This window comes from Mesorhizobium sp. P3_A2, assembly GCF_056403115.1.
On the sequence record NZ_JBFUGC010000003.1, the window covers coordinates 309,434 to 335,574 of the forward strand.

30 protein-coding genes are annotated in these 26,141 nt (G+C 63.4%); 15 read left to right on the forward strand and 15 right to left on the reverse strand.

Annotated elements, in window-relative coordinates; genetic code table 11:
* Window positions 1–49: 49 nt before the first annotated feature.
* From AC1DXM_RS09005 to AC1DXM_RS09030, 6 genes are read left to right on the forward strand one after another with little or no spacing between them, the layout of a single operon-like run.
* Window positions 50–1,690 carry a N,N-dimethylformamidase beta subunit family domain-containing protein gene (locus tag AC1DXM_RS09005; protein ID WP_477232727.1) on the forward strand — a complete coding sequence of 547 codons (1,641 nt, stop codon included), beginning with the start codon at window positions 50–52 and terminating at the stop codon, window positions 1,688–1,690.
* Between the two features lie 10 nt (window positions 1,691–1,700).
* Window positions 1,701–3,068 carry an aminotransferase family protein gene (locus AC1DXM_RS09010; protein WP_477232728.1) on the forward strand — a complete coding sequence of 456 codons (1,368 nt, stop codon included), beginning with the start codon at window positions 1,701–1,703 and terminating at the stop codon, window positions 3,066–3,068.
* An 8-nt stretch (window positions 3,069–3,076) separates the two neighbouring features.
* Complete coding sequence (gene kce, locus AC1DXM_RS09015) at window positions 3,077–4,003, forward strand: 3,5-dioxohexanoate:acetyl-CoA acetone transferase (RefSeq protein ID WP_477232729.1); 927 nt, start codon at window positions 3,077–3,079, stop codon at window positions 4,001–4,003.
* Window positions 4,004–4,038: 35 nt separating this feature from the next.
* Window positions 4,039–4,536 carry a 2-thiouracil desulfurase family protein gene (locus AC1DXM_RS09020; protein WP_477232730.1) on the forward strand — a complete coding sequence of 166 codons (498 nt, stop codon included), beginning with the start codon at window positions 4,039–4,041 and terminating at the stop codon, window positions 4,534–4,536.
* Between the two features lie 3 nt (window positions 4,537–4,539).
* Window positions 4,540–5,064 (forward strand): N-acetyltransferase family protein, encoded by a 525-nt coding sequence (locus AC1DXM_RS09025; protein ID WP_477232731.1) that lies wholly within the window; start codon window positions 4,540–4,542, stop codon window positions 5,062–5,064.
* A complete protein-coding gene (locus AC1DXM_RS09030; RefSeq protein WP_477232732.1) occupies window positions 5,061–6,089 on the forward strand; it encodes a histone deacetylase family protein in 1,029 nt (342 codons plus the stop codon). Before AC1DXM_RS09025 ends, AC1DXM_RS09030 begins: the two co-directional genes overlap by 4 nt.
* 4 nt (window positions 6,090–6,093) lie before the next feature.
* Here AC1DXM_RS09030 and AC1DXM_RS09035 read toward each other — a convergent pair whose 3' ends face one another.
* From AC1DXM_RS09035 to AC1DXM_RS09045, 3 genes are all read right to left on the reverse strand, one after another.
* The gene (locus AC1DXM_RS09035) at window positions 6,094–7,356 is read right to left on the reverse strand and encodes a cysteine desulfurase-like protein (protein ID WP_477232733.1); all 1,263 of its coding nucleotides are present in this window, start codon (window positions 7,354–7,356) and stop codon (window positions 6,094–6,096) included.
* A gap of 52 nt (window positions 7,357–7,408) precedes the next feature.
* Window positions 7,409–8,476: an aldo/keto reductase gene (locus AC1DXM_RS09040; protein ID WP_477232734.1), complete on the reverse strand. Its 1,068-nt coding sequence runs from the start codon at window positions 8,474–8,476 to the stop codon at window positions 7,409–7,411.
* 119 nt (window positions 8,477–8,595) lie between these two features.
* Window positions 8,596–9,063 (reverse strand): hypothetical protein, encoded by a 468-nt coding sequence (locus AC1DXM_RS09045; protein ID WP_112561460.1) that lies wholly within the window; start codon window positions 9,061–9,063, stop codon window positions 8,596–8,598.
* A gap of 399 nt (window positions 9,064–9,462) precedes the next feature.
* Between AC1DXM_RS09045 and AC1DXM_RS09050 the strand changes: the two genes are divergently transcribed.
* The gene (locus tag AC1DXM_RS09050) at window positions 9,463–9,627 is read left to right on the forward strand and encodes a hypothetical protein (RefSeq protein ID WP_192253608.1); all 165 of its coding nucleotides are present in this window, start codon (window positions 9,463–9,465) and stop codon (window positions 9,625–9,627) included.
* Window positions 9,628–9,685: 58 nt separating this feature from the next.
* Here the strand turns inward: AC1DXM_RS09050 and AC1DXM_RS09055 are convergent, their stop codons facing one another.
* Window positions 9,686–10,192 (reverse strand): DUF1993 domain-containing protein, encoded by a 507-nt coding sequence (locus tag AC1DXM_RS09055; RefSeq protein WP_477232735.1) that lies wholly within the window; start codon window positions 10,190–10,192, stop codon window positions 9,686–9,688.
* 140 nt (window positions 10,193–10,332) lie between these two features.
* On the opposite strand from AC1DXM_RS09055, the gene AC1DXM_RS09060 reads away from it, so the two are divergent.
* Complete coding sequence (locus AC1DXM_RS09060) at window positions 10,333–11,382, forward strand: DUF1176 domain-containing protein (RefSeq protein WP_477232736.1); 1,050 nt, start codon at window positions 10,333–10,335, stop codon at window positions 11,380–11,382.
* 15 nt (window positions 11,383–11,397) lie between these two features.
* Here the strand turns inward: AC1DXM_RS09060 and AC1DXM_RS09065 are convergent, their stop codons facing one another.
* The 7 genes from AC1DXM_RS09065 to AC1DXM_RS09095 are packed head-to-tail and all read right to left on the reverse strand — an operon-like array spanning window position 11,398 to window position 17,752.
* The gene (locus tag AC1DXM_RS09065) at window positions 11,398–12,294 is read right to left on the reverse strand and encodes an alpha/beta hydrolase (protein ID WP_477232737.1); all 897 of its coding nucleotides are present in this window, start codon (window positions 12,292–12,294) and stop codon (window positions 11,398–11,400) included.
* A 32-nt stretch (window positions 12,295–12,326) separates the two neighbouring features.
* Window positions 12,327–13,937 (reverse strand): NTP transferase domain-containing protein, encoded by a 1,611-nt coding sequence (locus tag AC1DXM_RS09070; RefSeq protein WP_477232738.1) that lies wholly within the window; start codon window positions 13,935–13,937, stop codon window positions 12,327–12,329.
* On the reverse strand, window positions 13,934–14,638 hold the full coding sequence (locus AC1DXM_RS09075; protein ID WP_477232739.1) for an XdhC family protein: 705 nt from the start codon (window positions 14,636–14,638) through the stop codon (window positions 13,934–13,936). Before AC1DXM_RS09075 ends, AC1DXM_RS09070 begins: the two co-directional genes overlap by 4 nt.
* 6 nt (window positions 14,639–14,644) lie before the next feature.
* Window positions 14,645–14,983, reverse strand: coding sequence for an XdhC family protein (locus AC1DXM_RS09080; RefSeq protein WP_023734542.1), 339 nt, complete (start codon window positions 14,981–14,983; stop codon window positions 14,645–14,647).
* Window positions 14,984–15,027: 44 nt separating this feature from the next.
* Window positions 15,028–16,293: a vWA domain-containing protein gene (locus tag AC1DXM_RS09085; protein WP_477232740.1), complete on the reverse strand. Its 1,266-nt coding sequence runs from the start codon at window positions 16,291–16,293 to the stop codon at window positions 15,028–15,030.
* A 5-nt stretch (window positions 16,294–16,298) separates the two neighbouring features.
* Complete coding sequence (locus AC1DXM_RS09090) at window positions 16,299–17,228, reverse strand: AAA family ATPase (protein ID WP_023711480.1); 930 nt, start codon at window positions 17,226–17,228, stop codon at window positions 16,299–16,301.
* On the reverse strand, window positions 17,225–17,752 hold the full coding sequence (locus AC1DXM_RS09095) for a flavin reductase (protein WP_477232741.1): 528 nt from the start codon (window positions 17,750–17,752) through the stop codon (window positions 17,225–17,227). The genes AC1DXM_RS09090 and AC1DXM_RS09095 overlap by 4 nt, the downstream gene beginning before the upstream one ends.
* Window positions 17,753–17,932: 180 nt before the next feature.
* Between AC1DXM_RS09095 and AC1DXM_RS09100 the strand changes: the two genes are divergently transcribed.
* Window positions 17,933–19,003, forward strand: a complete 1,071-nt coding sequence (locus tag AC1DXM_RS09100) for a branched-chain amino acid ABC transporter substrate-binding protein (protein ID WP_477232742.1) — start codon at window positions 17,933–17,935, stop codon at window positions 19,001–19,003.
* Window positions 19,003–20,022, forward strand: a complete 1,020-nt coding sequence (locus AC1DXM_RS09105) for a P1 family peptidase (RefSeq protein WP_477232743.1) — start codon at window positions 19,003–19,005, stop codon at window positions 20,020–20,022. The genes AC1DXM_RS09100 and AC1DXM_RS09105 overlap by 1 nt, the downstream gene beginning before the upstream one ends.
* Window positions 20,023–20,035: 13 nt before the next feature.
* On the opposite strand, the gene AC1DXM_RS09110 is transcribed toward AC1DXM_RS09105, so the two are convergent.
* Window positions 20,036–20,290: a DUF2171 domain-containing protein gene (locus tag AC1DXM_RS09110; RefSeq protein WP_112561447.1), complete on the reverse strand. Its 255-nt coding sequence runs from the start codon at window positions 20,288–20,290 to the stop codon at window positions 20,036–20,038.
* Window positions 20,291–20,428: 138 nt separating this feature from the next.
* On the opposite strand from AC1DXM_RS09110, the gene AC1DXM_RS09115 reads away from it, so the two are divergent.
* Genes AC1DXM_RS09115 through purB form a run of 3 tightly spaced genes read left to right on the forward strand, consistent with a single transcriptional unit; the run spans window position 20,429 to window position 23,042 of the window.
* Entirely contained in the window at window positions 20,429–21,154 is a 726-nt protein-coding gene (locus AC1DXM_RS09115) for a DUF2259 domain-containing protein (protein ID WP_477232744.1), read from the forward strand.
* 56 nt (window positions 21,155–21,210) lie between these two features.
* Complete coding sequence (locus tag AC1DXM_RS09120; protein WP_477232954.1) at window positions 21,211–21,675, forward strand: hypothetical protein; 465 nt, start codon at window positions 21,211–21,213, stop codon at window positions 21,673–21,675.
* A gap of 59 nt (window positions 21,676–21,734) precedes the next feature.
* The gene (gene purB / locus AC1DXM_RS09125; protein ID WP_477232745.1) at window positions 21,735–23,042 is read left to right on the forward strand and encodes an adenylosuccinate lyase; all 1,308 of its coding nucleotides are present in this window, start codon (window positions 21,735–21,737) and stop codon (window positions 23,040–23,042) included.
* 75 nt (window positions 23,043–23,117) lie between these two features.
* On the opposite strand, the gene AC1DXM_RS09130 is transcribed toward purB, so the two are convergent.
* A complete protein-coding gene (locus AC1DXM_RS09130) occupies window positions 23,118–23,930 on the reverse strand; it encodes a VOC family protein (protein ID WP_477232746.1) in 813 nt (270 codons plus the stop codon).
* Window positions 23,931–24,122: 192 nt separating this feature from the next.
* Between AC1DXM_RS09130 and AC1DXM_RS09135 the strand changes: the two genes are divergently transcribed.
* Complete coding sequence (locus tag AC1DXM_RS09135; RefSeq protein ID WP_477232747.1) at window positions 24,123–24,677, forward strand: RBBP9/YdeN family alpha/beta hydrolase; 555 nt, start codon at window positions 24,123–24,125, stop codon at window positions 24,675–24,677.
* Between the two features lie 18 nt (window positions 24,678–24,695).
* Here AC1DXM_RS09135 and AC1DXM_RS09140 read toward each other — a convergent pair whose 3' ends face one another.
* Window positions 24,696–25,469, reverse strand: coding sequence for an HpcH/HpaI aldolase family protein (locus tag AC1DXM_RS09140; protein ID WP_477232748.1), 774 nt, complete (start codon window positions 25,467–25,469; stop codon window positions 24,696–24,698).
* Between the two features lie 129 nt (window positions 25,470–25,598).
* The gene (locus AC1DXM_RS09145; RefSeq protein ID WP_027028128.1) at window positions 25,599–25,919 is read right to left on the reverse strand and encodes a DUF1476 domain-containing protein; all 321 of its coding nucleotides are present in this window, start codon (window positions 25,917–25,919) and stop codon (window positions 25,599–25,601) included.
* A gap of 47 nt (window positions 25,920–25,966) precedes the next feature.
* Here AC1DXM_RS09145 and AC1DXM_RS09150 point away from each other — a divergent pair, with 47 nt between their 5' ends.
* On the forward strand, window positions 25,967–26,089 hold the full coding sequence (locus AC1DXM_RS09150; RefSeq protein WP_281401896.1) for a hypothetical protein: 123 nt from the start codon (window positions 25,967–25,969) through the stop codon (window positions 26,087–26,089).
* Window positions 26,090–26,141: the final 52 nt, after the last annotated feature.

Genomic DNA, 26,141 nt, shown 5'->3' on the forward strand with positions numbered 1-26,141 from the left:
TTGGCCGGCAGATGGCCGAAATGGCGGCCTTCGATCTTGTCCGGTGTTCATGACCCAGCTGCCGACCGAATTCCCCGATTTCGGACTGACGCCCGAGCAGCGCCGCGAGGCGGTGCGCGGCCATTATTACGAATGGCCGGGGATGGATGGCGAGCGCGGCGAGATCTGGTGCTATTCGGACCGATTTTCGTATCGTGCCGGTGAAACGGTGGCGCTGCATGTCAGTTCGACCGCGCCGCGCTTCAGCCTCGCCATCGTTCGCGACGGCAGCACCGAGACAAAAATGTTCGAGCAAACAGGCCTGTCGGCGCGTTGGCAGGACACGCCCGACCAATGCTCGGTCGAAGGCTGCGGCTGGGAGGCGTCGTTCGAATTTCGGGTCGGTGACGACTGGCCGTCCGGCGCCTACAGGCTGACGCTGACAGCGGATGGCCGCGACGGCACGCCGATCCAATGCCACCATCTCATCATCGTCGGTCCTCTGCCTGGCAAAAAACCCGGCCGCGTGCTGCAGGTGGCCGCGACCGGGACCTGGCTCTCCTACAACACCTGGGGCGGCTCAAACCACTACCAGGGCATCACCGGGCCGAACCGCAATCAATATGCAACGATGGTGTCGACGCAGCGCCCCTGGTGCCGCGGTTTTGTGGTGCTGCCGAAGGACGCGCCGCGTGTGCCGCTGGAGGTTGCCGTGCCGCCCAAGACGGTGCCGCGCTATCCCCATATGGAATGGGCGTTCGCCACGGGACACTCGAAGAAATACGCCTCTTCCGGCTGGGCGAGCTATGACAGCCACTTCTTCCGCTTCGCCGAGCGCGCCGGCTACGGCGTCGATCTCGCCAGCCAGCACGATTTGCATTTCTCGCCCGGAATCCTCGACGGCTATGACTGCGTCGTCTTCGTCGGCCATGACGAGTACTGGACCTGGGAAATGCGCGACGCGGTCGACGCCTATGTGACGCGCGGCGGCCATGCAGCCCGCTTTGCCGGCAATTTCATGTGGCAGACCAGGCTTGAGGACGAAGGCCGCCGGCAGGTCTGCTACAAATATCGGGCGCGCGCCGAAGACCCGGCCTATCAGGACGGTGACGTGACCCGCGCCACCAATTCCTGGGAAGCGCCGGAGATCGGTCGCCCCGGCAGCGCCACCTTAGGGCTTAACGCCACACGCGGCGTCTATGCCGGCTGGGGCGGCTGCGCGCCGCGTGGCGTGCGCGGCTTTCCGGTCTACCGGCCGGAGCATTGGGCCTTTGCCGGCACCGGCATCTATTATGGCGACCTGCTCGGCGCCGACAGCCACGTCTATGGCTATGAAGTCGACGGACTCGATTTCGAGATTCGCGGCGGCCTGCCCTATCCGACATCGGACAGCGGGGCACCTGACGGTTTACAGGTGCTGGCCGTCGGCATGGCGAGCCAGGTCGAGGAAAGCGCCGACATCCCGATCGAGGACCAGTTTTTGACCGACGAGGACGGCCGCTTCACCGCCGAGACGCTGTTCGGCGAGGCAAGCGACGCCAATCTCGAAAAAGTCAAACGCGGCAACGGCATGATCGTCAATTTCCCGCGCGGCAAGGGCGAGGTGTTCCACGCTGGAAGCTGCGAATGGGTGGCCGGCCTGCTAAGGCAGGACCCGATGGTCGAGCGCGTGACCAAGAATGTAATCGACCGCTATCTCGGCCTAAAGTAAGAGGGGTTGAATGATCGCTTTGCAGTCCGTCGAATCCGACCGTCGACCGAACCTTTTCCATTTCACCAGGTTGCAACGACCAATGGTGGACCGCGCCGATGGCATCTACCTGTGGGACAAGAGCGGCCGCCGCTACATCGACGGATCGAGCAGCGCGGTCAACGTCAATGTTGGCCACGGCAACCGCAATGTCATCGACGCGATGAAGCGGCAGCTGGACCGCGTCAGCTTCGCCTACATCTTTCAATTCGAGAACGAACAGGCGATCGGGCTGGCGCGCGCGCTGGCTGATCGCCTGCCTAACGGGCTCAACCGCATCTATTTCGTTTCCGGCGGCTCCGAGGCGATCGAAGCCTGCCTGAAGCTCGCGCGGCAATGGGCCGTAGCAACAGGTCAGCACAAACGCTGGAAGACCATCGGCCGCATGCCCTCCTATCATGGTGTCACAGTCGGCACGCTTGCCGTAACCGGCGATGACATTCTCACCAAGACCTTCGATCCGATCGGTCGGCCAATGCCATTGGTGCCGGCCCCGTTTGTTCATCGCGATCACGACAACCTGTCAATGGAACAGCGAGGTGTCCGCTACGCGAATATGCTGGAGGAAAAGATCCTGGAGGAAGGGCCGGAAAGTGTGCTCGCCTTCATCATGGAGCCGATCGGCGGCGCCGCGACCGCGGCGCTGGTCCCGCCGGACAGCTATTTTGCGCGGATCCGCGAAATCTGCGATCGCTACGGCATCCTGCTCATCCACGACGAAGTGATGACTGGCATCGGACGCACCGGCAAATTCCTGGGCGGTGACCACTGGTCCTGCCGGCCGGATATCGTCGCGCTATCGAAGGGCCTTTCATCCGGCTATGCGCCGCTTGGCGCACTTGCCGCGACGCAGAGGATCGTCGGGCCGGTCATTGACGCGGGTGGATTCCTTCATGGCCACACATATGGCGGCAATCCCGTCGCTTGCGCAGCGGGCGTTGCGGTTCTTAGCGAGGTCGACCGCCTTGGCTTGGTCGAGAATTCCGCCGCCATGGGCGAGATTCTGAGGGCCGAGCTTGAAGCCCTGTCGAGCCGCTTTCCTTTCATAGCCGACGTGCGAGGCAAGGGCCTTTTCATGGGAGCGGAACTCTACGCGGACCCCTTGGCCAAGACGCCACTGCCACAAAATCTCAACGCCAATTTGCGGCTGATCGATCTGGCCTTTGAACGCGGACTGATCATCTACTCGCGGCGCGTGCGTGGCGGACCGGTGAGCGACAATTTCATGGTCTGCCCGCCGTTGATCACGACCCACGACCAGATCGGTGAGATTATCGCGGTCCTTGGCGACACTCTGGAAGCACTTGCTGTCGAACTCGACCTGCCGGTCAATCGCTGAGGCGCAAAATGGCGAGAAAAGTCATCATCACCTGCGCGGTCACCGGCTCGGTGCACACGCCGTCCATGTCGCCCTATCTGCCGGTCACACCGGACCAGATCGCCACGGACGCCATCGCGGCGGCCGAAGCGGGCGCTTCGATCCTGCATCTGCATGCCCGCGACCCAAAGGACGGCAGGCCAACCGCCGATCCTGAGGTGTTCATGCAGTTCCTGCCGCGCATCAAGCAGGCGACCGATGCGGTGCTCAACATCACCACCGGCGGCTCGTCGCTGATGACGCTGGATCACCGGCTGGCGGCGCCGCTCAGGGCCGAGCCCGAAATGTGCTCGCTCAACATGGGGTCGATGAATTTTGCACTGTTTCCGATGCTCGACAAGCCACGGGAATGGCAGCACGAGTGGGAGCCGAAGCTGCTCGAAGCCACCCGCGATACGATCTTCAAGAACACTTTTGCCGACATGGAAGGCGTACTGGAAAAGCTCGGCAAGGGCTGCGGCACGCGCTTCGAGTTCGAATGCTACGATGTCGGCCATCTCTATTCGCTGGCGCATTTTCGCGACCGCGGCCTGGTGTCGGGGCCGCTCTTCATCCAGTTCGTGCTCGGCATTCTGGGCGGCATCGGCGCCGACCCGGACAATCTCATCCATATGAAGCGCATCGCCGACAAATTGTTCGGCGACAGCTACCAGTTCTCGGTGCTCGCCGCCGGCCGCAACCAGATGCCGCTGATCTCGATTGCGGCGGCGATGGGCGGCAATGTCCGCGTCGGGCTGGAGGACAGTCTCTACGACGGCCGCCAATTGGCGAAATCCAACGCCGACCAGGTGCGCCGTATTCGCGGCATTCTCGACGGGCTGTCGCTGGACGTCGCCACACCGGCCGAAGCGCGCGACATGCTGGCGCTGAAGGGTGGCGACCGGGTAGCCTTCTAGGGGCGCACCGGATCGCGTGGTAAAAGGAGGCTGACATGGAAAGGATTCTGGTCTCAGCCTGCCTGCTCGGCAGCCACGTCCGCTACAACGGCTCTTACCGGCTCAACAACCATCCGGTATTGACGCGATGGCAGGCGGAAGGGCGGGTCGTGCAAATCTGCCCCGAGGTTGCGGCAGGCTTCTCCACGCCGCGGCCGCCGGCGGAAATTCGCGGCACAGGCGACGCTGTGCTGCACGGCCAGGGCCAGGTGGTCGAGCAGACGGGAAACGATGTGACCGCACTCTATCTCGAAGCCGGGCAGCTTGCTCTCGAACTCGCCCGGGAAACCGGATGTCGCTATGCGGTTCTCACCGACGGCAGCCCGTCCTGCGGCTCAAGCTTCGTCTATGACGGCAGCTTTTCGGGCAAGCGTGTGGCCGGCCGTGGCACGACCACCGCGCTCCTGGAAGCCAACGGCATTCGCGTCTTTTCGGAAGACGATATCGGCGAACTTGACGATCTCCTGAACGGCTCAGCCGGAACCGTGGCCTGATCCATGGCGAAGAAGATCAGCATGACCGGCGATATCGTCATCCGCCCCGGCACCATCAAGGACGTCGACACCATCTACGCCGCGCTTCTGCGCCTCGGCACCCATATCGGCGCGCATCAGGAAATCACCTCCACCGCTGATGATCTTCGCCGCTACGGTTTTGGCGAAAAACCCGCCTTCTCCACCCTGATCGCCGAGGTCGGCGGCGAGTTTGCCGGGCTGTGCCTCTCTTTCCCGATCTTCTCGACCTGGATGGGACGGCCCGGCGTCTATATCCAGGACCTCTATGTCGAGGACCGGTTTCGCGGCCGCAAGATCGGCGAAAAGCTGCTGCGCCGCGTCGCGCGCGACTGCCGCAGGGATGGTGGCGCCTATCTCAGGCTGTCCGTCGACACCGACAATGACGGCGCCAAGGCGTTTTATGAGAAGCTCGGCATCGGCTGGGCGCACTACGAGCAGACGCAGAAGATCGTCGGCGATGCCTTCTTCGCCTTTGCCGATGCAATGCAGGATGAGGAGACGGAATGAAAGCTTTCTTTGCCGAGGAGCAGAAACGCCACGATCCGAAAGCCTTTCTGTCCAGCGGCGCGCCGCAACCCAACCCCGAGCAGCCGGCGCGCGCCGAGCGATTGTTAGCCGGCGCAAAATCTGCCGGGTTGACGGTCGAACGGCCCCGGGATCATGGTCTCGGCCCGGTGGCGGCCGTGCACACGCCCGAATATCTCGCCTTCCTCGAGCACATTTTTGCGCGCTGGCAGCGCATCGAAGGCGCCTCGGCGGAAGTCATCCCCAACATCCATCCGCTGGCGCGCGACGGCGCCTATCCGGCCTCGGCGGTCGGCCAGGCCGGCTACCACATGGCCGACACCGCCTGCCCGATTTCGGCCGAGACCTGGCAGAGCGCGCTGTGGAGCGCCTGGAGCGCGGTCGAGGCAGCCGAAACCGTCATGGCTGGCGCGCCTGCCGCCTATGCGCTTTGCCGGCCGCCGGGCCACCACGCCTTTGCCGATGTCGCCGGCGGATTCTGTTTCATCAACAATTCGGCGGTCGCAGCACAGGTGTTGCGCAAGCAGGCCGCGCGGGTGGCGATCCTCGATGTCGACCTGCATCACGGTAACGGCACGCAAGGCATTTTCTATGCGCGATCCGACGTTCTCACCGTGTCGCTGCATGCCGATCCGGTGCGCTTCTATCCGTTCTTCTGGGGCTATGCCGACGAGCGCGGCGAAGGGCCGGGCCTCGGCTATAATTTCAACCTGCCACTGCCGCGCAAATCCGTCGATGCGGCGTTTCTCGAAGCACTTGGTGTAGCGTTCCAGCGTATCCGCGCCTTCGCGCCGGACGTGCTGGTCGTGGCGCTCGGCCTCGATGCGTTCGAGGGCGATCCGTTCGGCGGGCTTTCGGTGACCACGCCCGGCTTTGCGCGCATCGGCGAGGCGATCGCCAAGCTCGGCCTGCCGACGGTGATCGTCCAGGAAGGCGGTTATCTCTGTGACCCGCTCGGCGACAACCTCACCGCATTCCTCACCGGCTTCGGCGGCAAACAGCGATAATTGACTAGCGCTGTTGTCTCAGCATGGCGATGACCCGGTGCACGCTTTCCAGCGTCTCGTCGATCTCCGCCGCCGAGTTGTAATGCGCGATGCCGATGCGCACGACGCCTTGCTCGGCCGGAATGCCGAGCTGGTGGACGATCTCCCAAGCGTAGTTGTGGCCCGACCACAGGAAGATGTTTTCAGTATTCATCTGCCGAACGATCGTTTCCGGAACGATGCCGTCGACCGTGAAGGACACCGTCGGCACGCGCTCGCTGATGCGCTTCGGATCGGTAATGCCGCGAATGGTCAGGCACTCGATATCGGACAGGCCTTCAATCAGTCTCAGCGCCAGCGGGTTTTCATGGGCGATCGAGACTTCGAATGCCCTGGCAATCTTGCGCCTGCGCGAACCGCCCTCGCCGGCCGCTGAACCCAGATCGGCGAAATAGTCGACCGCGGCGGTCAGCCCGGCCATCAATTCGATCTGCGGCGTGCCGAGTTCGAAGCGCTCCGGCAAACCATTGGACGAGCAGCGGCATTTGTAGGGTTTCAGTGCGTCGATGACGTCGCGGCGGCCCCAAAGGATGCCCATATGCGGGCCGAAGAATTTGTAGGCGGAACAGACCAGGAAATCGCAGCCGAGCTCCTGCACGTCGATCAGGCCGTGCGGCGCGAACTGCACGGCGTCGACATAGACCAGCGCGCCGGCCTGTTTGGCGAGCGCCGTCAGCGCCTTGACCCGGTTAATCGAGCCGGTGAGGTTCGAGGCATAGTTGAGCGCCACCAGCCGCGTCTTGTCGGTGAGCAGTGCGCTCAGCGCCGCCTCCTCGACCTGCCAGCTGTTCTCGTCGAACGGCAGAAAACGCAGAACGAGGCCAAGGTCCTCGGCCAGCTGCAGCCAGGGCGAGACATTGCCCTCGTGATCCATGCGGGTGACGATGATCTCGTCACCCGACTTGAAATCGCGGCCGAGCGTGCGCGACATGTGATAGGTCAGCGTCGTCATGTTGGCGCCGATGACGATTTCCTCATGGCTCGCCGCGCCAAGGAAATCGGCCATCGCCGCATGCGCGTCGTCGACCACCTTTTGCGCCGCAAGCGTGGTTTCGAAATATCCGCCGAGATTGGCGTTGGTGGTCAAGAGACAGCGCGCTACTGCGTCGGCAACCACTTGCGGCACCTGCGTGCCGGCCGGATTATCGAGATAGATGCGCCGGCGGCCTTTGTCGGTCAGGTCCAGCGCCGGAAATTTCCCCCTGACGGTCTCGATCGGAAAATCCATTGCTGTCCCCTTCCCCTTGTCTTTGCTTGGCAATTCCGTCCGAACTGCCGCGTTACGGGCACGGGTTGCCGACGCGCTGGTGGATCGCATCCACGCCCTTCTGCATCTCGTCGGTCCAGGTCACGTCCGCCGAAGACAGCGCCATCTCAAGCTGCGCAATCGTCGTCGCGCCGATGATGCTCGACGTGACGAAGGGCCGGCTGGCGACATAGGCATTGGCGAACAGCGCCGGCTCGAGGCCGAAGGAGCGCGCCAGTTCGTTGTATTCGAGCTGCGCCTCGGCGGCATTCGGCGTCTCGTAACGCTGGCCGCGGTTGAAGAGCTGCGAACGCGAGCCTTGCGGGCGCGCGCCATGATCGTATTTGCCGGTGAGATAGCCTTGCGCCAGCGGCGAATAGGCGAGAAAGCCAACCTGCTCGCGTTCGCAGACCTCGGCGAGGTTCACCTCAAAGGTGCGGTTGACGAGATTGTAGGCGTTCTGCAGCGAGACGACACGCGGTCCGACGCCCTTGTCGGCCTCGGCGATGAAGCGCATGACGCCCCAGGAGCTTTCGTTCGACAGGCCGAGATGACGGATTTTTCCGGCCTTCACCAGTTCCTCGAAGACGGCGAGCGTCTCGGCGATCGGCGTCTCGCCGGCCGGCGCGCCAACGGCGTCGACACGGCGCGGCGTGGCGCCGACGCGGGTCGGGTTGGCGCCCCATGGAATGTCGCGCTCTGGCCAGTGGATCTGGTAGAGATCGAGATAGTCGGTGCCGAGCTTGGCCAGCGATTTGTCGATGGCGTCAAAGATGTCGGCGCGCACCAGTTTTGACGGCCGGTCGCCACGAAACCAGCGGTTGGCGGTGCGGCCGACCACTTTCGAGGCGAGGATGACCTTGTCGCGATTGCCCTTGGCCTTCATCCAGCTACCGATGAACTTCTCGGTCCGCCCCTGCGTCTCCTCTTTGGGCGGGATCGGGTAGAGCTCGGCGGTGTCGATGAAATTCACGCCGCGCTCAAAAGCCAGATCCATCTGCGCATGCCCTTCGGCCTCGGTGTTCTGCTGGCCCCAAGTCATAGACCCCAGGCAGATCTGGGTAACAAGAAGATCGGTCCGACCGAGACGGCGCTTGTGCATGGAATTTCTCCGGCGGGAATTTTTGCGCGGCTGCGCGGAAAATGAAGCCGCATCTATAGGGAAAGCAGAGACGCTCTCCAAGCCTCAGGGAACCCGACTTTCGCGTGAAGGAGAAAAAATCAGCGCCTTGCGCCGGCGACAGCGCGCCGCTTGGCTTCGTCGATCAGCATGTTTGCCACCTGCATGCGGATCATGGCGCGCTGGCGCAGATGCGGCGCGACGCGATCAGGATGATTGGCGAAGGCAAAGCTGCGGCGCATGCGGCCGAGATCGGCGTTCTTGACGGGATGATCGAGACCGAGCTCGACGGCAATCGCCTCTGGATCGATCGGCGGCAGTCTTTCCTCGGGCTTTGCTTCCTCGCCGGCCAGTGCCAGCTTGGCCTGGTCGAGGAGTGCGGCGAATTCGGCGGCAAGATCGGACCCAGACTCGCGATATTCGGCGGTGAAGGTTTCGCCGGAGACTTTTATGCGACCGGAATGAAGCTCGTCAGCCACGGACAGATAGTCGAACGGGATCGACGGCCGCGCGCCTGTCTCCTCACCAGCCTCGTCCTTGTCGGAGGCGACGAACAGATCGTCGAGCAAGGAAGCGAAATCCCGCTTGGCGCCGATGTCAGCCTCCCCCTCTTTTTGCGCATGCGAACAGAGCCGGTCGCACCATAGAACCGGCTCGTTAAAAATGAATGCCACTGATCTTAACCAGTTTAGGCGTTCCCCGGGCTTGCGCGGATCGGTTGATGTGAGGGAAGCCTAACAAAAAGCCGGACCGCATTTTCATGCAGCCCGGAAATTCGCCAGGAGTAGCGAGGAAAAGCCGGCCATGTGCCAGCGTCTATGCGTACGGTCGGGCCGCGCCAAGAGTTTCAGCAGATGAGCCAATTGTGCCGAAAAAAATTGGCATGGCTGCCATGCAAATGCTGCACTGCACAATCTTCACATTTTTCCTATATTCGATGCCGTGGAGGATCAACTAGGGGCCGAATCATGGGGTTCTTCACTGAAATGTTTGCCCGTCCGCGTCCGCAGGAGCATCAGCGTTACCGCTCGGCACTGGCACTGCTGCATTCGATGAGCAATGCCGACCGCGCCGACGTCGGCATCAAGCCTGCCGATTTCCCGCGCATCGCACGCGAAATGTCGATGCGCTGAACCAGCGCAAGACGAGGTTTCCCGGCAGCGACCGGGAAACCTCGAAACGCCGAATTCCTCAACGATTGCCGAGATAGGCGCCCTTGGTCAGCGGCACGCCGTTGTGGCGCAAGATGTCGTAGGCGGTCGTGACGTGGAAATAGAAGTTGGGCATGGCGACATGCAGCAGGTACTGCAGTCCGGGCATCGAGACCTCGCGCTGGCCAAACTTCAATTCGACGATCCTGTCATCCGAGCCATCGAATTCGGCAGCCGAGAATGACGCCAGCAATTCAAGCGTCTTGGTGAGGCGCGCCTGAAGCTCGGCGAAACTCGCTTCATTGTCTTCGTATTTCGGCACTTCGCGGCGGGCCAGCCGCGAGGGCGCGCCCTTGGCGTGGTCGGTTGCGACCTGCACCTGCCTGGTCAGCGCGTACATGTCCGGCGCCAACCTTGCGGTCAAAAAAACTTGCGGGTCGATCTTGCGCTCAAGCGCATTCTGTTCGGCAGCCGTCAGAATGCTCGACAGCGCCTTCAGCCTGGCCGAAAACACCGGCACGGAGGCTTCGTACATCGATATCGTCATGTCTGTAATCTCCTTGCGGCCAAGCGCCGATAGTTGGACGTAGCGCTTCGGCGCGCGATTCTTCAAGCTGCGGGTGAAGGGCGTCACTGCGTCGCCGCAATCGCCGTGGTAGAATCTTCGTTACCGAGCGGAGATTCCCTATGAGATGCATCCTTCTCGCAGCGACTGCCATTCTCTCCCTTGCCGGCATGGGCCAGGCAGCGCTCGCCGCCGACGACGCCCCCCAAGCACCTTATGTCGATGACCGATCGAGCCCCGAGGCCGTGATCCGCTCGCTCTACAGCGCCATCAACCGGCACGAATTCGCACGCGCCTGGGGCTATTACGGAGATACCAAGCCGGCAAAGGATTTCGACACATTCGTCAAGGGCTATGACGGCACCGACAAGGTCGATGTCGAAACCGGCGCCGTTTCCGATGAGGGCGCGGCCGGCAGCATCTATTACAGCGTCCCCGTCGCCATCCGCGCCAGCGGCAAGGACGGCAAAGAGGCGGTCTTCGCCGGCTGCTACACGCTGCGCCAGGTTAACGCTCAGGTCCAGGCTCCGCCGTTCCAGCCGATCTTCATCGACAAGGGCGCGCTGAAGCCGTCCAAGGCCGATTTCGAGGAGGCGCTGCCGCCAAGCTGCGGCGACGGACCGCCGCCGCCGAAAAAGGACACCGCGCTCGAACAGGCCAAGAAGGCTTTCCTGGCGACTTATGGCGACCAGTGCGACAAGCAATTCCTCGGCGAGGAGCCGAACGCTTTTTCGATCAAATACAAGGACAAGGACGCGGCTGAAGGCGATCCCGACAAGGAGACGCGGCTGTTCGAATTCTACTGTTCCGCCGCTGCCTACAATACCGCCTCGATCTACTACATGACCGACGCGCTTGGCGGTGTGCTGCAGCTGCAGTTCGCCGAGCCGGAACTGGACATACGCTACGAAAACAACGACAGCGACGGCAAACTGCTCGGTGTGACCGTCACCGGCTTCCACACGACCGGCTGGGCGACCAATCCCGAATATGACGAAGAAACCAGGACGATCCGCACGTTCAACAAATGGCGTGGTGTCGGCGATGCCTCCGACAGCGGCACCTATCTGTTTCGCAACGGCGATTTTTCGCTGGTCCAGTACGACGTGGACGCGTCTTATGACGGAGAGGAAAACCCACAGACAGTGGTCGACTACAACACCGCGCCTTGATCGATTGCCATCGGCTCAGGGCGCTTTCGACAGCATCCAGTTCAGCGTTTCGCGCCAATCCACCATGCGGATCGGCGTGCCGTGGGTGCCCGTTTCAAAACGGACGAAGTGTGTCGGATAGGGATAGGCTTTCGAGTTCGCGATAATGGAGCGGAAGAAGGCTTCCTGCTTCTCCACCGGAAAGACCGGGTCCTTGCTGCCCTGGCCGAAGAACACCGGCACATGGCGCCTGTAGGCCGGGCTCGACAGGAAACTTTCGTCCCAGAGCGAGCCGAGCAGCAGCAGCCCGTTGATGCGCCGTCCCGTGTCGTTGCGGCCGGCCAGCTTCCAGCACAGCGCGCCGCCCATCGAGCCGCAGGCGACGAAAATCTTCGCGTCCGGCGAGGCCTCGGCATAGTGGCCGATCAGCGCCGCGACCTGGGCCGCGCCCTTGTCGCCGAAATCGGTGAAATCCGGTGACAGATAGAGGCCGCCATTGCCGGCCATCAGGTTCTTGATGCGGTTGAAATTGCCGCCGAAGGTGAAGTCGTCGACGCCCTGTTTGCGGCTGCCGCCCTGCCCGTGCAGATAAAGCACGATGATGCCGGCGCCCTCGGTCTTGCCGACAGCGACGTGCCTGACATCGCCGGCATCGGTTTTCAGCAGCAAATCCTGCTGCACCTTGCGCACGCCGGTGTCGGTATACTGCGCGTGTACGCGCTTTTCCGGCACTTCATCGCGGGCATTGATGTCGCGCATTTCGCGATAGTCGATGACCGTATAGGCACCTTTATCCGTGGACGAGAGCGTCGCCGGATAGGCGAAGAGATCGTCCTTGTAAGGCTTTAGTTCGAGGGCGTCGGCACGGACGGCGGACAGCGAAAGAGCGATTGCGGTTAGCAGCGCGCGGGAGAGTTGGAAGCGAAGAGCCATGCTTCAGCCATGCGTTTTTCGGCCGCGCTTTGTCAATCCTGCAGCACGCCGCCGGCGTCTTCCATTGCCTCGCGTGTGTCGACATCGATTGATGCGCCGTCGCCGATCTCGACATCGATAACGTCGAACCCTTCGGCCTCGACCAGATGGCGGGCGCCGGTGTCGCCTTCGAGATGGGCGATGGCTGGAAACAGTGCGCGCGGCAAAAGCACCGGATTGCCGCGGCGGCCGTCATGCGCCGCGCGCACCACCGAATGGCCGCCGTCCCTACGGAAGGCCTCGATCAGCCTGTCGAGATCGGCTGAGGAGACGCCCGGCATATCGCCGAGAACGACCATCGCGCCGGCTGCCTCGGCTCCTACCCGGGCGATACCGGCTTTGAGCGACGAGGACAGGCCGTCGGCGAAATCCGGATTGTCGGCGAAGATCACGTCGAGGCCAGCCAGAGCCTGGCGCACCCGCTCACGCTGATGGCCGGTGACAACGATGGTGCTGGATGCTCTCGAGCCGAGCGCCCTTTCAGCAGTACGGCGCACCAGCGGCTTGCCGTCGAACAGCGCGAGCAGCTTGTTCGGGCCGCCCATGCGGCTGGAACGGCCGGCGGCGAGAAGGACGATCTCGACCTTCACCCCGGCTTTCGCCGGCAACGGCTCGCGCGGCTGCGGCCGGGTTGGGATTTCCATCAAGAGGCCGCCGACGCCCATGCCGGCAATATCCCCAGCCGTGACATCGAGGCCGGCGATCAACCGGTCGAGCACCCAGTCAAAACCGTTCTCCTTGGGGCTGCGCGCGCAACCGGGCGCGCCGATGACGCGCTTGCCGTCGAGCATACCCAGCACCAGCAGATTGCCGGGATCGACCGGCATGCCCGCGCGGATGACAGTCCCGCCTGCGCGTTCGATCGCCGCCGGAACAACATCGCTGAAATCGCTCATCGCCGAGGCGCCGAAGATCACCACCATGTCGTTGTCACGCGCCAGCGCGGCCGCTGCCTCAGCGACGGGCGCAACCTCGTGCGGCGTGCGGCGCTCGGCGGTCAGCCGGGCGCCCGAGCGCGCCAGCCGCGCCTCGGTGACGCGCAGCGTCTTGTCGAGCACGCTGGCCTTGATGCCCGGCAGCACCGTCTGGATGACGCCGATGCGCATCGGCTGATAAGCGTTGACGGCGAAGATCTCGCCGCTGGCGCAGATCTTTGTCACCGCATCGACCAGGGCCGAAGCGACAGCGAACGGGATGATCTTGACCGTCGCCACCATCTGGCCCTTCTCGACCGGCGCATGTTGCGCCAGCGTGGCGATGGTGATGGTCGGGTCGACGGCATTAATGGCGTTGATCATGGCCGGGTCGACAGTGAACACGCCGGCTGCCTCGGCATGGAGGTTGACACGGCCGGTCGCAGCCGGCTTCGCTTCGATGTTGCGGTGGCGCATACCGGCCGCGATCTTTTCAGCCGCTGCATCCTCGCTGAGATCATCGGCGGCGAGCACCGCAGCGACAATCTCGGAAACGCCGGCCGCCTTCAGCACCGCCACATCTTGGGCATTCAGCCTGTGTGCCTTGCGAAAACGCCGCTCACCGGCCGTGGTGGAATGCGCGAGCACTGCGCCTTCGGCCTGATCGATCGGAACCGGACCGAATTTCACGCCGCCGCGCCTTTCGCTTCAAGGCCGCGCGAGCGGAAGGCGTGGATCGTCTGCGCCAGGACGGCGACGGCAATCTCGGCGGGGCTGGCCGCGCCGATGTCGAGGCCGATCGGTGCATGGATGCGCGCGATCTGGTCGGCGCTGGCGCCCAGCGCAAGCAGGCGCTCGACCCGCTTGGCGTGGGTCTTGCGGCTGCCGAGCGCGCCGATATAGAAGCAATTGGCGTCGAGCGCGGCCTTTAGCGCGAAATCGTCGATCTTCGGATCATGGGTGACCGCGGCAAGCGCCGTGTAGCTGTCGAGCGGCTGGCGCTTCAGCACATCCTCGGGCCATTCGGCATGCAGCGCGACATCGGGAAATCGGTCCGGCGTGGCGAAGGCGGTGCGCGGATCGACGATCTCGAGGGGATAGCCGGCGATCTTGGCCATCGGCGCCAGTGCCTGGCTGATATGGACGGCGCCGATCACCACCAGGCGCGGCTGCGGCAGATGCGCGTTGAGGAAGAAGGTTCGCCCTTCCGCCTCGACCGAGCCGGAATTGCCGGTGCGAAATGCCTTGGCAATGGCCGCTCCCAAATCACCGGCGACGGGATCGCCTTCGCGCACGATGCGGTCGCGGCCGTCACCGAGGTCGGTAACCAGGATCGCCGCGCGGCGGGCGCGGCGTTCAGCATTCAGTGTTTTGAGGGCGTAGGGGTCCATAAGCGGTCAGCCCAGTCTTTCCACATAGACCTTGATGCGGCCGCCACAGGACAGGCCGACCTGCCAGGCGGTTTCGTCGGCGACGCCGAATTCCAGCATCTTGGCTTTCCCCGAGTCGATGACGTCGATCGCCTCGCTCACCACCGCGCCCTCGACGCAGCCGCCCGAGACCGAGCCGTGAAAATTGCCTTCGGCATCGATGACCAGATGGCTGCCGACCGGCCTTGGCGCCGAACCCCAGGTCTCGACCACGGTGGCAATGGCGACATCCTTGCCATCCTTCATCCAGCCTTCCGCGATGATCAGCGGGTCGCGGGCCTCATCGAGATAGATGCTGTTGTCCATGATCGCTTCTCTCAGAGTCTGTTTTTGCAGAAGTAAACATATGGCTATGCTGCGCGCCTGATGCCAGCGTCCAGCCAGCGGCGCGGATCGACTGAAGCAGCCGATTTCTTGTCCAGCGAGGCGCAGAGGTCGGCCAGCGCATCGAGATTGTGCACCGAGCGGAACTCATCGACATGCGGCAGCATCGCCTTGACGCCGCGGGCGCGGGCCTCGAAGCCGTCGAAGCGCAACAAGGGGTTCAGCCAGATCAGCCGCCGGCAGGATTTGTGCAGGCGCTCCATCTCTTCCGACAGGCCGGTGACATCGTCGCGCTCCAGACCGTCGGTGATCAGAAGCACCACCGCGCCCTGCCCCAGCACGCGGCGCGACCACTGTTTGTTGAACTCGGCCAGCGTATCGCCGATGCGGGTGCCACCGGACCAGTCCTTGACCGCCGCCGAGCAGTCGGCAAGGGCGGCATCGGGGTCGCGGTGGCGCATCTGCCGCGTCAGATTGGTCAGCCGCGTTCCGAAGACGAAGGTGTGCACACGCCGGCGTTTTTCCGTCAGCGCATGCAGGAAATGCAGGAAAATGCGCGTGTACTGGCTCATCGAGCCTGAGATATCGGCGAGCACGACCAGCGGCGGATGGACTTCGCGGGCCGAGCGGAATTTCGGCAGGATCAATTCGCCACCGGTGCGCGCGGCCGACCGCATCATGGCGCGCGGATCGATGCGGCGGCCATGCGGATCAGCCCGGAAGCGCCGGGTACGGACCATGTCGAAGGGCAGCCGCAATTGAGCGATCGCCTTCTTGGCGTCCGCCATCTCGGCGGCGTTCATCTGGGCAAAGTCCTTGCCGCGCAGCACCTCGTTGCCGGAGAAGGTGAAGCGCGCGTCGACTTCGAACTCGGGGATTTCCTTGACCGGCTGGTTCTTCTGGTGGCCTTCGAACATCGCCTGGCTGACGCGGTTTTCAGCGGCGCGGGGCTTTTGTTTCTCCCTGGTGTCGGGCGCCACCGGCGAAAACATCGCCAGCAGCTTTTCGATCAGTTCGCGCGATTTCCAGAACAGCCGGAAAGCTTCGTCGAAGACAGGATGATCTTCGTGCCGGGACACCAGCACGGCGTGCAGCGTCCAGTAGAAATCATCGCGCGAGCCGATGCCGGCGGCGAGCACCGCCTCGATCGCATCCTTGACCGAGGCCGGCCCGACGCGCATGCCTGATTTGCGCAAGGTGCGGGCGAAATAGACGATGTTGTCGGCTATGCGCCCGTCTTCCGTCGCCTCTCTGGGGTCGGCCTCTTCGGGGTAGGCACCTGGCGCCTTCACTGCTACTACTCCGCTGCCGCCAGTTCGGCCTTGACCTCGTCGAGGATGCGCCTGCCCTCGCCTGCGCCGATGCGGGCAATGTCGTCCTGGTATTTCAGCAGCACGCCGATCGTGTCGGAGACGGTTTCGGGATCAAGCGCCACCTTGTCGAGTTCGGTCAGCGCGCCGGCCCAGTCGATGGTTTCGGCAACGCCCGGCGCCTTGAACAATTCGACCTGGCGCAATTTCTGGATGAACGACACCACTTCGGCTGAAAGCCGGCTGTTGGCTTGCGGCACCTTGCGGCGCACGATCTCCAGCTCGCGCTCAGCGTTGGGATAGTCGACCCAATGATAGAGGCAGCGCCGCTTCAGCGCGTCATGGATTTCGCGGGTGCGGTTGGTGGTGATGATGACGATCGGCGGCTCCTCCGCCTTGATCGTGCCGAGCTCGGGTACCGTCACCTGGAAGTCGGACAGGATCTCGAGCAGGAACGCTTCGAAAGCCTCGTCGGTGCGGTCGAGTTCGTCGATCAGGAACACCGGGGCAGCACCGGCTTTGCCGGTCAGCGCATCAAGCACCGGGCGGCGGATCAGGTATTTTTCGGAGAAGACGTTGCGCTCCATGTCGGAGCGGTCGACCGAGCCTGCCGCCTCCTCCATGCGGATCTCGATCATCTGGGCGGCATAGTTCCACTCATAGACGGCGGAGGAGACGTCGAGGCCTTCATAGCATTGCAGGCGGATCAGCCGACGGCCGAGCGCCTGCGCCAGCACCTTGGCGATCTCGGTCTTGCCGACGCCGGCCTCACCTTCGAGGAACAGCGGCCGCTGCATGCGCAGCGAAAGGAACAGGACCGTTGCGAGCGAGCGGTCCGCGACATAGTCCGCACCGGTCAGGAGATCGAGCGTTTCGTCGATCGTCCGCGGCGCGGGGCGCGGTTTCAGCTCGGTCATTCTTTCTCCGTTGACGCCTCTGCTCCGCTTTCCAGCACGTGGTAGTCGCGGGCGTGGTAGATCAGCGGCCGCAAATTATCGCCCATGCGCAGGCCTGTCACCTTGCCAAAAAGCACACGATGGGTGGCCAGATCCTTGGTGTCGATCAATTCGCAGTCGAAAACGGCGAGAGCGCCTTTAAGCGTCGGGGCGCCTGTCGATATGACATCCCACTCGCCGAGCGCAAAACGGTCACCGGACGACAGGCCGGTCAGGCCCGAAAACGCCACCGATAGCGGCTGTTGGTGGGAAGCCAGTGTGTTCAGCGCAAACCGGCCGTTTTGCATGAACAGTTCGTTCTTGGCATTCTCGCGGTTGAGGCAGACGAGCACGGTCGGCGGTGTGTCCGACACCGAACAGGCGGCGATCACCGTCGTACCGCGTTTGCCGGCGGGACCGTCGGTGGTCACCACATGGACGTGGCCGGCAAAATGCGCCATCGCGTCGCGATAGGCCTGCGGCCCTATGTCGTTCAACTTCAGCACCGATGATTTTCCATAAGCGGGAATCCAAGCGTTATATATGGCGGCACACAATAGGCCACAAGCGAAGTGCTTGACGCCAATCCGCAAATTCGCGTGTTGCGCCTGGCGCGGGCAGCCTTTAGGTCTTGGCGCAAGAGACGCTGGAAGCATGCGACCGGCACGGAGGAATTCTTCGTCAGAATGCGACCCCTAACAGCTGTAATAGCGGCACTGCTCTGGCTGTTGCCGTCAAGCGCCGGCGCTCAGACGCTGCTTGTCGGCGTCGCAGCCCCCCTGTCCGGTCCGTCGGCGATCCTCGGAAAGCAGATAGAGGCCGGCGCTGGCCTGGCAGCTGAAGCCAACGGCGTAGAGATCAAGACGGTTGATGATGCCTGCACCGCCGATGGCGGGGCCGACGCCGCCAGGGAATTCGCCGCGGCGAAGGTCAATGTCGTCGTCGGCTTCCTCTGCACCGAGGCAATCCAGGCGGCGCTGCCGATCTTGAAGGACGCCAACATACCCGTCATTACCGTCGGCGTGCGCACCGAAAGCCTGACCGACCGCCGCGCCAAGACCGGCTGGCCGGTCTATCGGCTCGGGCCGCGGGGCGACGACGAGCGCAATGCGGTGGCGACCATTCTCACCCGGCTGTGGCAGGGCGAATTGTTCGCCATTGTCGATGACGGCACCATCTATGGCCGCGAAATCGCCGAGACGCTGCGGGCCGCAGCCGAGCAGGCAGCGCTGAAGCCGGTGTTCACCGACACGTTCCGGCCGCAGCTCGACAACCAGATCGGGCTGATCGGCCGGCTGAAGAAGGCCGGCGCGACGCATGTCTTTGCCGGCGGCGACGGCGACGATATCGCCATCATGGGCCGCGACGCCCGCCAGCTTGAGGCCGGCATTATTTTTGCCGGCGGCGAGAATTTGCGCACACCGCCCGGCGACGTGCCTTACGCCGTCGGCACACTTATGATCGCGCCGCCGGAATGGGCCGATGTCGCCGACCCCAAGGTGTTGGCCGCCTTTGCCGCCAAAAACATCGTGCCGGACGGCTATACGCTACCAGCCTACGCGGCGGTGGAGATCGCCAAAGCGGCCTCGGCAGCAGCAGAGACGTCGGGCAAGGGGCTGGCCGACGCGCTCACCGGGCATGATTTCACCACCGCGATCGGTCCGCTGCGTTTCGACGACAAGGGCGATCTGAGCCAAAACCTCTACCGCGCCTTCCGCTTTGACGGCACACGTTTCGTGCCGGCGGAGACGAACTGATGTTCCGCACCGGGCCGCGCAATCTGATCACCGATGTCGCCGGCCTGCGGGTCGGCAATGCCAGCGATGCCAGGCTGAAATCGGGCGTTACGACCGTGCTGTGCGACGAACCGGCGGTGGGGGGCGTGCAGATCCTCGGCGGTGCGCCCGGCACGCGCGAGACCGATTTGCTCGAGCCGCATAATTCCATCGAGGCGGTGCATGCCGTGGTGCTTTCGGGCGGCTCGGCCTTCGGCCTCGACGCCGCCTCCGGCGTGCAGGCTGCATTGCGCGAAAAGGGCATTGGCGTCGATGTCGGCGGCTTTCGCGTGCCGATCGTGCCGGCGGCGATCCTGTTCGACCTGCGCAACGGTGGCGACAAGGATTGGGGCCGCTATCCGCCCTACCGCGACCTCGGCTATGAGGCGGCGCAAAATGCTGTCACCGACTTTCCCCTTGGCACCGTCGGCGCCGGCACCGGGGCGCTGAGTTCCGGGCTGAAGGGCGGCCTCGGCTCGGCCTCTACCGTGCTCGACAACGGCGTCACCATCGGCGCGCTCGCCGCCGCCAATCCGACCGGTTCGGTGACCATTGCCCGAACGCGCTATTTCTGGGCAGCACCTTTCGAGATCGGCGATGAGTTCGGCGGGCTCGGATATCCCTCGCCGATGCCCGACGACGCCAGGCGGATCCTGCTGAAATATCGCGACAAGCGCGTCGGCGGAAACGGCGAGGCCGGCGGCAACACCACCATCGCCGTCATTGCCACCGACGCCGTGCTGACCAAGGCTGCTGCCAAGCGGCTGGCCATATCGGCGCATGACGGTTTCGTGCGTGCAATCTGGCCGGTGCACACGCCGGCCGATGGCGACCTGGTGTTCGCGCTGGCGACCGGCAAGAGCGGTATCGAGCTTTCAGCTGACGATGCCGTCGACTTCTTCGCCGCCGCCGGCGCAACCATGGCGCGCGCCATCAGCCGCGGCATCCATGCGGCAACGCCGGCCGATGGCGATCTGTTTCCGGTGTGGTCGTCGCGCTAGGCGCGTAATCCGATCAGGTCGGGTCGGATTTTTCTTCCTCGAAGCTGACCGCGACGTCCGAATTCGCCGACAGCCAGACTTTCTTGCCATCGACCTCGGCCAGCAGGCTCAAGGGAATGTAGTGGTGATGGCCTTTGTGCCCACCCATGCCGCTGTCGGCCTTGGTCAGCTTGATCCGGTCGCCCTCGACCTTGTCGACGGTGCCGAGATGAACACCGTCGGCGCCGACCACTTCCATATGTTCGCGAATCTTGCTGGCCTCGGTCATGGGGAGTTCTCCTTTTGAAAACGATCGACGATAACAAACAGCGGCGCAATTGGATGCATCGCCTTTTGCATAGCACGATGTTTTGACTGTCTCATGATAGGGAACGATCGAACCATGGCAGCCGGAGCGGGAACCTCGATGCGAAATCTTGTGCTGATTGGCGTTTGCCTGCTGGTGCAGCTGGCATCCGGCATCGCCGCCCGGGCGGGCGATGTCGCCGAGCTCGAGATCCTCGGCTTTACTAGAGATGGCGGTGTCTTTGCCTTCGAGGAATACGGCGTCGCGGATGGATCGGGCTTTCCCTATGCCAACCGCTACTACATCGACACCGCCGACGACACATTCCTGAAAGGCACGCCGATCCGGGTCCGGCTGGAGGACGAGAACGCCTCGCTGGACGCGGCCCGCCTGCAGGCAAGGCAAAAAGGCGAAGTCATCATTGCCCAGGCCGAGCTTACCGCAAACCGCGGCATCACCGCCGGCTTCAATCCTGTGACCGAACTGTCGGCCGACCCGTTCCGCATGGTGGTCAACCCGCGGCCGATCTTTTCGCCGGTCGACCCGCCGCTGGAATTCCGGCTCGACGAGATCGGCGTGAACAATACGGCAGGCTGTGAGAGCCAGGGCGAGATCAACGGCTTTCGGCTGCTGCGCATCGAGGCCAGGGATAGCGGCCAGACCCATCTTTTGCATGAGGACAAATCGATCCCGAAAAGCCGCGGCTGCCCGAACGGCTACCGGATCGGCGCGGTGCAGACGTTTTCCATCGACAGTATCAGCGCCTATGCGGTGCTGATTGCGGTGCGCCAATACGGCTTCGAAGGGCCGGATTTTCGCTGGATCGCCGTGACCGGCCGCCTGTGACAGCGCTCGATCAACCCAGCTGGCGCCAGCGCGCCGGCAATCGTGTCCGCCGCGCGGTGCCGTCGACGGTCGCGGCGCTTTTCGGCGCCTTGCTGTGGGCCGTGGCGATGGGCGCCAGCGCGCTGACCGGGCTTTGGCTCGACAATTGGGAAACGCCGGAAAAGATCCGCTTCGTCGTCCTGCTCTATGCCATGGGTGCAGCACTTGCCTTTCCCATCGGCCTGTTCGCGGCGCGGCTGATCTCGCTCGACCGGCAGGCGGAAGTGGCGTTTGCCGCCGCCTTCATCTGCCTGCTTGCCGCGACACTCGCCTTCACTGGCGGGCTGTTTGCCCTGCAATACCGCTCCTACTACGCCGAATGGCACGCCGAGGCTTTCACCGTCCTCTGGGCGTTCGAACTGGTGTTCACCTCACTGACGGCGCTCTACCAGTTCGTGGTGCTGGGTGTCAGGCTCTATTTTCCACTCGGATTCATCGCGCTTGCCGTCGCCAGCGTGTGGTTTGCGCGCCAGCAGCGTTGAGCATTTGGTCCGCCTCTGTTAGGAGGCGGACTTAACCACCGACATATCAGGACTGACGGATGATCCCTCGCTATTCCCGGCCGGAAATGGTCGCCATCTGGTCGCCGGAAACCCGCTTCCGCATCTGGTTCGAAATCGAGGCCCATGCCTGCGATGCGCTGGCTGAATTGGGCGTCATCCCCAAGGAAGCGGCGAAAACCATCTGGGAAAAAGGCGGCGCCGCCAAATTCGACGTCGGCAAGATCGACGAGATCGAGGCCGTCACCAAGCACGACGTCATTGCCTTCCTGACCCATCTCGCCGAATTCGTCGGGCCGGACGCGCGTTTTATCCACCAGGGCATGACCTCGTCGGACGTGCTCGACACTTGCCTTGCGGTGCAGCTCAGCCGAGCCAGCGATCTGTTGCTCGCTGATCTCGACGGCCTGCTGGCGGCGCTGAAGCGCCGCGCCTTCGAACACAAGGACACCGTCACCATCGGCCGCAGCCACGGCATCCATGCCGAGCCGACCACCTTCGGCATCAAGCTGGCGCAGGCCTATGCCGAATTCTCGCGCTGCCGCGAGCGGCTGGTGCATGCGCGGGAGGATATCGCGACCTGCGCCATATCGGGCGCGATCGGCACCTTTGCCAACATCGACCCCTATGTCGAAGAGCACGTCGCCAAAAAGCTCGGGCTGAAGCCGGAACCAGTGTCGACGCAGGTCATCCCGCGCGACCGCCACGCCATGTTCTTCACCACGCTCGGCGTCATCGCCTCGTCGGTCGAGCGGCTGGCGACCGAGATCCGCCATCTGCAGCGCACCGAGGTGCTGGAAGCGGAGGAGTATTTTTCGCCGGGCCAAAAAGGCTCGTCGGCCATGCCGCACAAGCGCAACCCGGTGCTGACCGAAAACCTCACCGGCCTTGCCCGCATGGTGCGCTCCATGGCGCTGCCGGCGATGGAGAATGTGGCGCTCTGGCACGAGCGTGATATCTCGCACTCGTCGGTCGAGCGCATGATCGGCCCGGACGCCACGGTGACGCTGGATTTTGCGCTGTCGCGGCTGACCGGCGTCGTCGACAAATTGCTGGTCTATCCCGACAACATGCTGAAGAACATGAACAAGTTCCGCGGCCTGGTGCATTCACAGCGCGTGCTGCTGGCGCTGACGCAGGCCGGCGTCAGCCGCGAGGACGCCTACCGCCTGGTGCAGCGCAACGCCATGAAGGTGTGGGAACAAGGCGCTGATTTCCTTGAGGAACTGTTGGCCGACAAGGAGGTCACCGCGGCCCTGCCCGAAGCCGAGATCCGCGAGAAATTCGACCTTGGCTATCACACCAAACATGTCGATACGATCTTCAAGCGGGTATTTGGGGAAGCTTAGCTTCCTTCCCCCCGTCACTACACGGGGAGAAGGACGATTTCGCCGCCGCTTTCGCCAACCGCCAACGTTATCTAATCAAGCCTTGCCGGGAACTGTCCTGATCACCGTGCCCCACGGATCCTCGCGGCTCGTTTCCTTGGTCACATTGTCCGACCGCATCTCGACCCAGGCGAGGCCCGAGCGAGACGGATCGCGGCGGCCGGCGCCGGCGCTGTGCCACGAATTGCCACCGATATGGTGGTGGTAGCCGCCGGACGACAGGAACACCGCCTGGCCGCCATATTTGGCCACCGTGTCGAAGCCGAACTCCTGGTGCCACCAGGCTTCGGCGTCTTCAGGCCTGCCGACGCGCAGATGGACATGGCCGACAATGCTGTTTTGCGGCGCGCCCTGCCAGCCGGCGTCTCCGGCTGGCACGCTGGCAGCCACGGCGGCCAGGTTCAGCCGCTCGGTCGCCATGGCGATCTTGTCGCCATTCCACTTCCACTCCTCCGGCAGGCGGTCTCTATAGATTTCAATGCCATTGCCTTCGGGGTCAGTCAGATACAGCGCCTCGCTGACCAGATGATCGGAGGCGCCCTCGATACGGATCTTGTTGGCGGCAGCATGGTTGATCCAGCGGCCGAGATCGGCGCGGCTGGGCAGCAGGAAAGCGGTGTGGAACAGGCCGGCGCTGCGCGGATCGTCCGGCTTGGCCGCCCCGTCAGGCTCGATGACCAGCAACGGGCGCTCTGCGGCGCCCAGCGTGATCGCGCCGTCGGCGCGGCTCAATTCCTGCAGGCCAACAACGGCACGGTAATAGGCCGCGAGGCTCTCGGCATCGCGCGCCTTCAGGCCAACGCGTGACACACTGACGGGGGTAGTCGCGGCAAAAGGCAGTTCGCTCATAAAACTCTCCATTCGGCGCACTGTCCGAGGCGCCCCAGCAATTCTGTCGATGGTCCCAATCTGACATCTCAGATCGTCTATCCCGATCGTTCACACAAGACGGAAAGAATCGAACAGGTTGTTCACAATTGTGATGACATTGCGTGCATCGACATGGTTGCACGAGACAGAGCTGCTCGCTATCTCAGCGGCATGAAAGTCAAAGACGCAGATATCTTGATCGTGCCGGGCTACACCAATTCCGGCCCGGAACACTGGCAGACACGCTGGCAGACCAAACTGTCGACGGCGCGCCGGGTCGAGCAGGCCGAATGGTCGAAGCCGGTGCGCGAGGACTGGACAGCGAGCGTGGCGAACGCCGTCAACGAAGCCGAGCGGCCGGTGGTGATTGTTGCCCATTCGCTCGGCGTGGCAGCCGCGGTGCAGGCCATTCCGCAATTCAGGAAGCCGGTCGCCGGCGCGTTTTTAGTCGCGCCGCCCGATGTCGCCAATCCGGAGATAAGGCCGAGGCACCTGATGACCTTCGGCCCCTATTCGCGCGAGCCGCTGCCCTTCCCGTCCATCGTGATCGCCAGCCGCAACGATCCGTTCTGCGCCTTCGAGGTTGCCGAGGACATTGCCGGCGCCTGGGGCTCGCTGTTCATCGACGCCGGTGAAACCGGTCACCTCAATGAGGATGCCGGCTTCGGCCCGTGGCCCGAGGGATCGATGACCTTCGCCAAATTCCTGACCGACCTCAAGCCCTGACGGGGAAGGCGTCGCGCCTTAGCCCTTGATCGAATCGTTCATGCTCTTGATCAGGGTTTTTGCGCCGAGTGAAATCAGCGCGTGGTCCGAGCCCATCGCCAGCAGCCGGTAGCCCATTGCCACGACGCGGCCGGCTATCGCCGGCTCGACGACGTAGATGGCGGCATGCTTGCCAGCCTTGCGTGTCCGCTCGGCGATGGAGGCGACGGTTTCCATCATGCTTTCCAGCGTCGAGTTGATAGTGGCGCCGTTCGACCAGGCGATCGAGAAATCCGATGGACCGAGGAAGATGCCGTCGATGCCGGGCGTATCGAGAATGCCGTCCAGCGCCTCAAGCGCGGCGCGCGTTTCGACCATGGCGAAGGCCATGGTGCGCTGATTGGTGTCGCGCAGCCAGTCGGCATGGTCGCCCTTGCCGTGGCGCGGAAAGGCATAGGTCGGCCCCCAGGAGCGCTCGCCGAGCGGCGGGTATTTCATGGCGGCGGCAAACAGTTTTGCATCCGCCACCGAATTCACCATCGGCGCAATCACTGCCTCGGCGCCGAAATCGAGCGCACGGCTGGCCATGTCGAAGCGCCCGACCGGAATGCGCACCAGCGCCGGCTTGTTGGCGGCGAGCACCGGCACGAGACCACGCAAGACCGAGTCTTCATGGTGCCCGCCATGCTGCATATCGAGCGTGACGGCGTCAAAACCCTGCTTGGCGATGATTTCGACCGTCAAAGCGTCCGGAACCCCGGACCAGGCGGTGAACAGCGTTTCATCCGCCGCCAGGCGTGATTTCAGGGACATCGGCGCTTTTCCTTGTTGGCACGGGCCCTTCAGCAGGCCCGCGCACAGTTTCAGCCGGAAAAGGCTGAAAAGGCAAAGAAAAACCGCCCGGCTGGGCCGGGCGGTCGATTGGTCCAGACGTGGCTGGAATCAGGTGTTCTTGATCTGCTCGATCGCCTGCGCCATCAATTCGTCCATGGTGCGGCGGATCTGATGGTCCGACTGGTCGACGCCGGCGGCGTCGAAATCCTTGCGGATCTTGCGGAACACGTCGTGATCGCCGGCTTCCTCGATGTCGGAAACAACCACTTCCTTGGCATAGGCGTCGGCGTCAGCGCCGGACTTGCCCAGCTTTTCGGCGGCCCACAGGCCAAGCGCCTTGTTGCGGCGTGCGGCGGCCTTGAAGCGAAGTTCTTCGTCGAAGGCGAATTTGCGCTCAAAACCCTCTTCGCGGTCTTTCATGCTGCTCATGGCTTCCCTCCGGTGAAATCGATTCGCGTTGGCGGTGGATATGTGTGTTGCCGCAGCACAAACCAAAAGGGCGCGGGTCGGTCAATATGCTACATCACTTGCTGCGCTGCGGCATTTCATTCCTGAAAGCGGCCAACGAGAAGGATTTGCCGATTGAGCAAACGCTGTGATTGGGATAGACCCGGCATTGAACCCCACCCGTCGCCGCCCTAATTTAGGCAG

Coding starts and splice junctions, on each gene's coding strand:
- AC1DXM_RS09100 (WP_477232742.1), top strand. CDS start 17,933: ATGCGACCCCTAACAGCTGTAATAGCGGCACTGCTCTGGCTGTTGCCG.
- purB (WP_477232745.1), top strand. CDS start 21,735: ATGATCCCTCGCTATTCCCGGCCGGAAATGGTCGCCATCTGGTCGCCG.
- AC1DXM_RS09135 (WP_477232747.1), top strand. CDS start 24,123: ATGAAAGTCAAAGACGCAGATATCTTGATCGTGCCGGGCTACACCAAT.
- AC1DXM_RS09035 (WP_477232733.1), bottom strand. CDS start 7,356: ATGGATTTTCCGATCGAGACCGTCAGGGGGAAATTTCCGGCGCTGGAC.
- AC1DXM_RS09145 (WP_027028128.1), bottom strand. CDS start 25,919: ATGAGCAGCATGAAAGACCGCGAAGAGGGTTTTGAGCGCAAATTCGCC.
- AC1DXM_RS09075 (WP_477232739.1), bottom strand. CDS start 14,638: ATGGACCCCTACGCCCTCAAAACACTGAATGCTGAACGCCGCGCCCGC.
- AC1DXM_RS09110 (WP_112561447.1), bottom strand. CDS start 20,290: ATGACCGAGGCCAGCAAGATTCGCGAACATATGGAAGTGGTCGGCGCC.
- AC1DXM_RS09040 (WP_477232734.1), bottom strand. CDS start 8,476: ATGCACAAGCGCCGTCTCGGTCGGACCGATCTTCTTGTTACCCAGATC.
- AC1DXM_RS09050 (WP_192253608.1), top strand. CDS start 9,463: ATGGGGTTCTTCACTGAAATGTTTGCCCGTCCGCGTCCGCAGGAGCAT.
- kce (WP_477232729.1), top strand. CDS start 3,077: ATGGCGAGAAAAGTCATCATCACCTGCGCGGTCACCGGCTCGGTGCAC.
- AC1DXM_RS09020 (WP_477232730.1), top strand. CDS start 4,039: ATGGAAAGGATTCTGGTCTCAGCCTGCCTGCTCGGCAGCCACGTCCGC.
- AC1DXM_RS09130 (WP_477232746.1), bottom strand. CDS start 23,930: ATGAGCGAACTGCCTTTTGCCGCGACTACCCCCGTCAGTGTGTCACGC.
- AC1DXM_RS09115 (WP_477232744.1), top strand. CDS start 20,429: ATGCGAAATCTTGTGCTGATTGGCGTTTGCCTGCTGGTGCAGCTGGCA.
- AC1DXM_RS09080 (WP_023734542.1), bottom strand. CDS start 14,983: ATGGACAACAGCATCTATCTCGATGAGGCCCGCGACCCGCTGATCATC.
- AC1DXM_RS09060 (WP_477232736.1), top strand. CDS start 10,333: ATGAGATGCATCCTTCTCGCAGCGACTGCCATTCTCTCCCTTGCCGGC.
- AC1DXM_RS09090 (WP_023711480.1), bottom strand. CDS start 17,228: ATGACCGAGCTGAAACCGCGCCCCGCGCCGCGGACGATCGACGAAACG.
- AC1DXM_RS09005 (WP_477232727.1), top strand. CDS start 50: ATGACCCAGCTGCCGACCGAATTCCCCGATTTCGGACTGACGCCCGAG.
- AC1DXM_RS09105 (WP_477232743.1), top strand. CDS start 19,003: ATGTTCCGCACCGGGCCGCGCAATCTGATCACCGATGTCGCCGGCCTG.
- AC1DXM_RS09140 (WP_477232748.1), bottom strand. CDS start 25,469: ATGTCCCTGAAATCACGCCTGGCGGCGGATGAAACGCTGTTCACCGCC.
- AC1DXM_RS09010 (WP_477232728.1), top strand. CDS start 1,701: ATGATCGCTTTGCAGTCCGTCGAATCCGACCGTCGACCGAACCTTTTC.
- AC1DXM_RS09065 (WP_477232737.1), bottom strand. CDS start 12,294: ATGGCTCTTCGCTTCCAACTCTCCCGCGCGCTGCTAACCGCAATCGCT.
- AC1DXM_RS09025 (WP_477232731.1), top strand. CDS start 4,540: ATGGCGAAGAAGATCAGCATGACCGGCGATATCGTCATCCGCCCCGGC.
- AC1DXM_RS09055 (WP_477232735.1), bottom strand. CDS start 10,192: ATGACGATATCGATGTACGAAGCCTCCGTGCCGGTGTTTTCGGCCAGG.
- AC1DXM_RS09030 (WP_477232732.1), top strand. CDS start 5,061: ATGAAAGCTTTCTTTGCCGAGGAGCAGAAACGCCACGATCCGAAAGCC.